Annotated in this window: 9 protein-coding genes; 6 read left to right on the top strand and 3 right to left on the bottom strand. The window is 50.2% G+C overall.

What is annotated here, in order from left to right; all coding sequences use genetic code 11:
- Positions 1-1,550: leucine--tRNA ligase (leuS, locus tag ACTHS3_RS03905; protein WP_440367212.1), on the bottom strand; the 1,550-nt coding region annotated here is incomplete at its 3' end.
- A gap of 470 nt (positions 1,551-2,020) precedes the next feature.
- Between leuS and dnaJ the strand changes: the two genes are divergently transcribed.
- Positions 2,021-3,178, top strand: coding sequence for a molecular chaperone DnaJ (dnaJ, locus tag ACTHS3_RS03900; protein ID WP_070459597.1), 1,158 nt, complete (start codon positions 2,021-2,023; stop codon positions 3,176-3,178).
- Between the two features lie 65 nt (positions 3,179-3,243).
- On the opposite strand, the gene ACTHS3_RS03895 is transcribed toward dnaJ, so the two are convergent.
- Positions 3,244-3,687 (bottom strand): MarR family winged helix-turn-helix transcriptional regulator, encoded by a 444-nt coding sequence (locus ACTHS3_RS03895; RefSeq protein WP_434061431.1) that lies wholly within the window; start codon positions 3,685-3,687, stop codon positions 3,244-3,246.
- A 146-nt stretch (positions 3,688-3,833) separates the two neighbouring features.
- Between ACTHS3_RS03895 and ACTHS3_RS03890 the strand changes: the two genes are divergently transcribed.
- The 5 genes from ACTHS3_RS03890 to ACTHS3_RS03870 all read left to right on the top strand — a co-directional run bounded on the left by ACTHS3_RS03890 (position 3,834) and on the right by ACTHS3_RS03870 (position 6,780).
- The gene (locus tag ACTHS3_RS03890) at positions 3,834-4,289 is read left to right on the top strand and encodes a hypothetical protein (protein WP_070625081.1); all 456 of its coding nucleotides are present in this window, start codon (positions 3,834-3,836) and stop codon (positions 4,287-4,289) included.
- A 23-nt stretch (positions 4,290-4,312) separates the two neighbouring features.
- Positions 4,313-4,750 (top strand): cytochrome b, encoded by a 438-nt coding sequence (locus ACTHS3_RS03885; protein WP_070625080.1) that lies wholly within the window; start codon positions 4,313-4,315, stop codon positions 4,748-4,750.
- 39 nt (positions 4,751-4,789) lie between these two features.
- The gene (locus tag ACTHS3_RS03880) at positions 4,790-5,260 is read left to right on the top strand and encodes an antibiotic biosynthesis monooxygenase family protein (protein WP_004518910.1); all 471 of its coding nucleotides are present in this window, start codon (positions 4,790-4,792) and stop codon (positions 5,258-5,260) included.
- 289 nt (positions 5,261-5,549) lie between these two features.
- The gene (locus ACTHS3_RS03875; protein ID WP_004518907.1) at positions 5,550-6,128 is read left to right on the top strand and encodes a TMEM165/GDT1 family protein; all 579 of its coding nucleotides are present in this window, start codon (positions 5,550-5,552) and stop codon (positions 6,126-6,128) included.
- Position 6,129: 1 nt separating this feature from the next.
- Positions 6,130-6,780, top strand: coding sequence for a TIGR01621 family pseudouridine synthase (locus ACTHS3_RS03870; protein WP_070587992.1), 651 nt, complete (start codon positions 6,130-6,132; stop codon positions 6,778-6,780).
- A gap of 75 nt (positions 6,781-6,855) precedes the next feature.
- Here ACTHS3_RS03870 and ACTHS3_RS03865 read toward each other — a convergent pair whose 3' ends face one another.
- Positions 6,856-7,782, bottom strand: a complete 927-nt coding sequence (locus ACTHS3_RS03865) for a LysR family transcriptional regulator (RefSeq protein WP_003748251.1) — start codon at positions 7,780-7,782, stop codon at positions 6,856-6,858.
- Positions 7,783-7,998: the final 216 nt, after the last annotated feature.

Below are 7,998 nucleotides of genomic sequence, written 5' to 3'. Positions count from 1 at the left end.
TAGCGGAAGAAATACCAGCTCGATTCCATGAAGGTGTCCATGGTGTCGGTTTCGCGTTTCGCCGCGCCGCCGCAGCATGGGCAGGTGGTTTCGTAAAACTCGGGCATTTTTGCCAGCGGCGAACCCATGCCGTCGGGTACGACGTTTTCGGGCAGGACGACGGGCAGTTGGTCGGCGGGGACGGGGACGTCGCCGCATTTTTCGCAATGGACGATGGGAATCGGGCAGCCCCAGTAGCGTTGGCGCGAAATACCCCAGTCGCGCAGGCGGTATTGGGTTTTCGGTTCGCCCGCGTCTTGGCTTTGCAGCTTGTCGGCGATGGCGTCGAAGGCCGTCTGAAAATTCATGCCGTCCAGGTCGCCGCTGTTGACCAATACGCCGTTTTCTTTGTCGCCGTACCATTCTTGCCATCGGTTTGCGTCAAATGCGTTGTCACTAACGGCAATGACTTGTTTTTTAGGCAGATTGTATTTGGTGGCGAACTCGAAATCGCGTTCGTCGTGCGCCGGAACCGCCATGACCGCGCCGTCGCCGTAGCCCCACAATACATAGTTGGCAATCCACACTTCCAGCTTGTCGCCGTTGAGCGGGTTGACGACGTAGCGGCCGGTCGGTACGCCTTTTTTCTCCATCGTCGCCATATCGGCTTCGGCAACCGAGCCGGCTTTGCATTCGGCGATAAATGCCTGCAATTCAGGTTTGTCGGCTGCGGCTGCGGTTGCCAGCGGATGCTCGGCAGCAACGGCAACATAAGTCGCGCCCATCAGCGTGTCGGGACGGGTGGTATAAACTTGCAGGAATTTCGCGTAATCGCCTTCCAAGCCTTGTTTGCTGTCGTCTGAAACGGCGAAGCGCACGGTCATACCGCGAGATTTGCCGATCCAGTTGCGCTGCATGGTTTTGACTTGTTCAGGCCAGTGTTCCAGCTTGTCCAAATCATTGAGCAGCTCTTCGGCGTAATCCGTGATTTTGAAGTAATACATCGGGATTTCGCGTTTTTCGATCAATGCGCCCGAACGCCAGCCGCGCCCGTCGATGACTTGCTCGTTGGCAAGGACGGTTTGGTCGACCGGGTCCCAGTTTACCGTGCCGTTTTTGCGATAGACGATGCCTTTTTCAAACAGCTTGGTAAACAGCCATTGTTCCCAGCGGTAGTATTCGGGTTTGCAGGTAGCGACTTCGCGCTCCCAGTCAATCGCAAAACCCAGGCTTTTGAGCTGGGTTTTCATGTATTCGATGTTGTCGTACGTCCAAGCGGCGGGGGCGACGTTGTTTTTCATCGCCGCGTTTTCCGCCGGCATGCCGAACGCGTCCCAACCCATAGGCTGCATGACGTTGAAGCCGTTTAAGAGTTTGAAGCGGCTCAATACGTCGCCGATGGTGTAGTTACGCACATGCCCCATGTGCAGCTTGCCGCTGGGATAGGGGAACATGGAAAGGCAGTAGTATTTGGGTTTGGAAGCGTCTTCGGAGACGTTGAAAATACGGGCGTCATCCCATTTTTTCTGCGCCGCAGGCTCGATGGCGGCGGGTTGATATTGTTCTTGCATGATGTTTTGCTTTATACAAAAGGCGTTGGAAAATAAAATCAAACGCAGATTATAGCGGATTCAGAAGCGGATTGCTTGTGTCGTAACATCATGTCAAACCGCTTTGGCATTGTTGTTTCCCGTTTGTTTTGACGTGGAAGAACGCAAACAATCAAAAGGCCGTCTGAAAACAGGGTTTCAGACGGCCTGAGTATGAAACGGTTAACGGTAAGTCTGGCAGCGGTCATCATCAGCATCAGGCATAAAAAGGAAGCAATTTTTTGTATCATGGAAGAAAACCTTTCTAATACAAAACAGCGATATAGAGTCAAATCTTCTTTCACTTTAAGGCCATCATCATGCTTTGACAAAGCGAGGAAGGCCGTCTGAAACAAAATTTTCAGACGGCCTTAAAAATATCGACTTGAGTTTTTTACCTTCCGCCCACATATCCGACCCAGTTCAAACTTATTCAAAACACTATCAAAATTATGAGTACCCAAGATTATTACGAAACCCTTGGTGTTGCCCGCAGCGCTAGCGACGATGAAATCAAAAAAGCCTACCGCAAGCTGGCAATGAAATACCATCCCGACCGCAATCCTGACAACAAAGAAGCGGAAGAAAAATTTAAAGAAGTCCAAAAAGCGTACGACACCTTGTCTGACAAGGAAAAACGTACCATGTACGACCAATACGGCCATGCCGCGTTTGAACAGGGCGCAGGTGCGGGCGGATTCGGTGGCTTTGGCGGTTTCGGCGGCCAAGGCGGATTTGGTGGTGCGCAAGGCTTCGATTTTTCCGATATTTTCAGCCAAATGTTCGGCGGTGGCGGCAGCGCAGGCGGCCGTCAGCCGGATTACAGCGGCGCGGACTTGCAGGTCGGCATAGAGATTTCGCTTGAAGAAGCCGCCAAAGGCGTGAAAAAACGCATCAACATTCCGACTTACGAAGAATGTGATGTCTGCCACGGTTCAGGTGCCAAACCGGGCACATCCGCATCGACTTGTTCGACCTGTCACGGCTCAGGTACGGTACACGTCCGCCAAGCCATTTTCCAAATGCAGCAGACTTGTCCGACTTGTCACGGTACAGGCAAAGAAATCAAAGACCCTTGCGTCAAATGCCGTGGCGAAGGCCGCACCAAAACCAGTAAAACAGTTGAAGTCAACATTCCGGCAGGTATCGACGACGGTCAACGCATCCGCTTGAGCGGCGAGGGCGAGCCGGGTCAACACGGCGCACCGGCAGGCGATTTGTACGTCAATGTCCGCGTAAGACAGCACAAAATCTTCGAGCGCAACGGCTTGGACCTGCATTGCGAACTGCCGATCAGCTTTGCCATTGCCGCATTGGGTGGCGAAGTCGAAGTGCCGACTCTGGACGGCAAAGTCAAACTGCACATTCCGAAAGAAACGCAAACCGGCCGCCGCATGCGCGTGAAAGGCAAAGGCATCAAGTCTCTGCGTTCCGGCTCGACCGGCGATTTGTACTGCCACATTTTGGTTGAAACACCGGTCAACCTGACCGACCGTCAGAAAGAGTTGCTGGAAGAATTTGAAAAAATCTCCTCCGGCCTCGACCTCAGCCAAACCCCGCGCAAAAAATCGTTTTGGGAAAAGGTAGGCGATTTGTTCTCCGATAATTAATCGTTGTGAAAAAGGCCGTCTGAAACCTGTTTACATTGAGTTTCAGACGGCCTTTTTTATATTTTTCAGACTTTTATCATCTTTTGTTGTTTCAATATAATTTTCTGTGCCATTTCCAAAAACAGTTTCTGCTCGTCTGCAGACAGAACCGCCAAGGCTTCTTGGTTGATGGCTTTGGCAATTTCGGTGGAGCTTGATTGTAAAGCACGCGCGTGTTCTGTCAGCTTAATCAAACGGCTGCGTGCATCTTCAGGATTAGGCTCCCGTGTAATCAATCCGTCTCGCTCCATCCGTGCCAGAGTGTTGGCAATCGTTGCCTGCTTCAAATCGGCACGCTCAACTAATTCCTGTTGGCTCAAGCCGTCTTTATTCCATAGCTCGATCAAAATTGGAAATTGTGCAGGCGCAATCCCCAGTGGTTTTAAGCCTTCGCTCAATAAAATGGCAAATTGGCGGGCAATATGGTTCATCAAATAGCCTGCCGATTCAGTTTTGAAAACTTCGTTCACTTTGTTTCCTTTAAAATCAGGTTGTTGCGGATTATATCACAAATATAGCTTGCTATGTTAATTAATAGCAAGCTATGCTTATTTTAATTTAATAGCTTGCTATATAAATTTCAGACGGCCTATCTCAAACATTCAAAGGAAATATTATGAACCGCGATACTTTACGCAAAATCCATGCTGCGGCAGGAGCAGGTACATGTTTATTCATCGCCTCATTTTGGATCAGTACCGTATTAAGCGAACTCTTCAGCTCGCATGAAACCATCGTTGTCGTAAAACAAACCATTGTTTATGCGCTATTCGGGTTGATGGCTTGTATGGCAGTTGCAGGTGCAACAGGCATGAAAATGGGTGGGAAAAGCAAACATACTGCGATTGCCGCGAAACGCCGACGCATGCCGTTTATCGCTGCCAACGGAATGCTGATTTTGCTGCCTTGTGCGTTTTTCTTAAACAGCCGCGCCGCCGCAGGACAGTTTGACAGCGTGTTTTATATCGTTCAAATCGTAGAACTGATTGCCGGTATGGCTAATCTGACGCTGTTGGGACTGAGCATGAAAGACGGATTTTCTATCCGTAAACCCAAATTGAAATCCATTTAATTGTTAATTTAAGAGAAAACATCATGAAACCTGATACTCCGCAACGTTACGGCATTACAACCCGCTTTCTGCATTGGACTATGGCGGCCTGCTATCTGTTTATGTTTGCAACCGCCATTGCTTGGAATATGGATGAAAGTCTGAAGTTTTTGACTAATCCTCATAAAGCGGTTGGCTTTCTTCTGCTGATATTGTCTGCTTGGCGTGTGATGTGGGCAATCCGCCAGTCCAGAAATCGACCGGTTGGCAGTATGGCTGCCAAATTTGGACATTGGGCAATGTATCTCCTGATGCTTGCCGTTCCAGTCACAGGTGTTATGAGACAAATTACTCAGGAAGGACAGATTCACGGAGCACTGGCATTTTCGTTGCTGTTCTTGTCTCTGGGACATATCGGCATGGTCGTTTACCACTACATCAAAGGCGAATCCGTAATGCCCCGAATGTTCGGAAGAGCTTAAATATCTCACATCAATTCAAACCTATAAGGAACTATCCATATGAATATCCGTAAAAAAACAGCTCTGATTGCCGCTGCCGCCACTGCCTTTGTCGCTGTCGGTTGTACTGCAAATGCCAAACAGTGGCAGGAAAAATGTGAAGCCTTTCAAAACAGTGTTGTCCTCATTAATACTTTTGAAGTGCCGCAGGGTAAAGAAGCCGAAGCTTTGGCTTCTTGGCAAAAAGCGCGTGATTTTTTGAAAACCCAGCCAGGCTATATAGCTACGCGCCTGCACCAAAATATAGATCCAAACGGTAAATATCATTTGGTCAACGTAGCCCGTTGGCGCAATATGGAAGATTTTAAAGCCGCTACTGCCAAGATGCGTCAGGCCCTGCCGGATAATATGCCTGAAGGGGTTGCAGCCAGCCCGGGTTTGTTTAAAGTGATTGAAAACGATATGCCGCATGGTTTTGGCAGATACAATGGCAAAGGATTCGGCCGTAAATTTGAAGTATGCGGCAAGTAATCGCAGGCCGTCTGAAACCTACTTGAATCAGGTTTCAGGCGGACTTTTGTTTTTCTTTCTGTTGCTTCAAGCCATGGTTTGCCTTACAATTCGCGCTTCACTCTTACGGGAGTAGCCATTCGGCGCAATGCCGAAACCGTTGTCAACATAATCGGCTTGTGCGGCCGTGGCAGCGGTATCTTCTCTGCTTTATCGGAAGACAGGCAAGACGTAAGCGTTGTCCATACCCTTGCGGGCGGTATGCACAGCGCTTTTTGTTTGCCCGCTTTTCGGTTGAGTATCTTAAATCATGGAAGCTTTTTTCTCCTCGACGCTGGGCGTTGCCATTGCCGAAATCGGCGATAAGACGCAATTGCTCGCACTCTTTTTGGCTGCACGTTTTGCCCACAAAAACGCGATTGTTGCCGGTATTTTTATTGCAACCCTGTTGAACCATCTTGTTTCAGCCGCACTCGGTGTCTGGCTGGCATCCGCTATTTCGCCCGAAGTCATGAAATGGGTGGTTGGCGGCAGTTTTATTGCGGTTGGATTGTGGCTGCTATTGCCGGACAAAGACGAAGATCCTGACGGTAAGTGGCTGAAATACGGCGCATTTACGGCGACGGTTGTCCTGTTTTTCTTGGCTGAAATCGGCGATAAAACGCAGATTGCAACAGTTCTTTTGGCAGCAAAATACCAATCTATCCTGCTGGTCGTGGTCGGCAGTATTGCCGGTTTGATGATTGCTTCTGTGCCTGCCGTGTATTTGGGCGAAATGCTGATGCGCAAGATTCCGGCCAAAGCAGTGCGCATTGCCGCATGTATCTTGTTCTGCCTGCTGGGTATTTTGACCCTGCTTGGCGACGGTATCGTGTTGAAGGCCGTCTGAAATGTGGGACATTGTTTTTGAACACAAAGATTTTGTGGTCATTAATAAGCCTTGCGGCGTATCGGTGCACAGCGAATCGGAAGGAGATGTTTGCCTGACCGCTTCGCTGGCGCAGCAGCTCGGCGTTGAACGCGTGTGGCTGGTTCACCGTTTGGACAAAGCCACCAGCGGCCTGTTGCTGCTTGCGCTCAACCGAGACAGCGCGGCCGCTTTGTCGGCGCAGTTTGCCGAAAAAACCATGCGTAAAACTTATTTGGCACTCGGTACGCACAAGCCGGCGAAAAAGCAGGGCTGGGTGAAAGGCGGTATGGTGCGTTCGCGCCGCGGTACATGGAAGCTGACGCGAGACGAGGATAATTTTGCCGTTACCCGTTTCAGCAGCCAAAGCCTGAAGCCCGGTTTGCGCCTGTTTGTGTTGCAACCGTTTACAGGCAAAACCCATCAGCTGCGCGTGGCCATGAAAAGCATAGGCAGTCCGATTTTGGGCGATACGCTGTATGGCGGCGATGAGGCGGGATATCTGTTTTTGCACGCTTGGCGTTTGGTTTTCGACTATCGCGGCGAGCATTTCGATATTCGGGTTGCGCCTGATAAAACATGGCCGTCTGAAATCGATTTGTCGGCGTGTTTGGGTTCGGATGAATCCGAATAGAAGCAGTGAGATTTTTGTGTATATTAAAAAAGGCCGTCTGAAAATTGTTCAGACGGCCTTTTGATTGTTTCAAGTTTACATTTCCAATTCGCTCAAGCCCGGCAAGTCGGCAAAACAGCGGTCATGCGTGATTTGGCAGAAGTTGTCCAGATAGCCTTTGTTGGCATCTTCCGTACGAATGGCTGCATAAAGTTTGCTCTGCAGGCCGTCTGAAGTGATTTTGCGGTGGACGACGTAGCCTTTTTCCAAATACGGCATGACCGTCCAATAGGGCAGGGCGGCGATGCCGCGTTTGCTGGCAACCAATTGAATGATGGCAATGGTCAGCTCGCTGTGGCGGCGCGGCGGATTAATGCCTTTGGGCAGCAGCACTTTTTTGGGCAAATCCAGCATTTCGTCGGGGACGGGATAAGTAATCAGGGTTTCGTCGATAAAGTCTTCCGCTTCCCAAACGTCTTTGTCGGCAAGCGGGTGGTCTTCTGCGCAGATGCCGACCATTTCATAGGCAAATAGGGGGCGGTAGCTGATGCCGTTGAGCGGCTCGGCTTCGGAAACGATGGCAAGGTCGGCGCGGTGTTGCAGCAGCAGCCCGACCGGATCAGCTTGGAAACCGGAAACGATGTCCAATTCAACTTGCGGCCATAAGGGGCGGAATTCGCCCATGGCAGGCATCAGCCAGTCAAAGCAGGTGTGGCATTCGACGGCAAGCCTGAGTTCGCCCGCTTCGCCTTCGATAATCCGCACCAAATCACGTTCGGCGGCGGCAACCTGCGGCAACAGCTCACGCGCCAGTTGCAATAGGCGCATACCGGCAGGCGTGAAGCGCAAAGGTGTTGATTTACGTTCAAACAACGGCGTTTCGTAATAATTTTCCAAGGCGCGGATTTGGTGCGACAGGGCGGATTGGGTCAGGAAAACCCGTTTGGCGGCAAGGGAAACGCTGCCGGTTTCTTCTAAAGCCAGCAAGGTTTTGAGATGACGCAATTCGATAATAGAGTCCATGTGTTTTCAGACGGCCTGTGGGTAAGGTGGTGTATATTAAAATAATTCATGATGATGTGCAAATGATTAATGTTGGGAATGATTGCTGAAATCGGAATGTAAGAATTTGAGGCATAAACAGATTTTGCGGTTAGAATGCGAAGCTGTTTTTGAAGATAGATATAAGGAGCGGAATATGGCTTTACGCCGCGAAATTCTGGCTTGGTGCGATGAGAC

Source organism: Neisseria sp. P0009.S007, from assembly GCF_051962515.1.
This window is presented reverse-complemented; position numbering and strand designations above follow the sequence as displayed.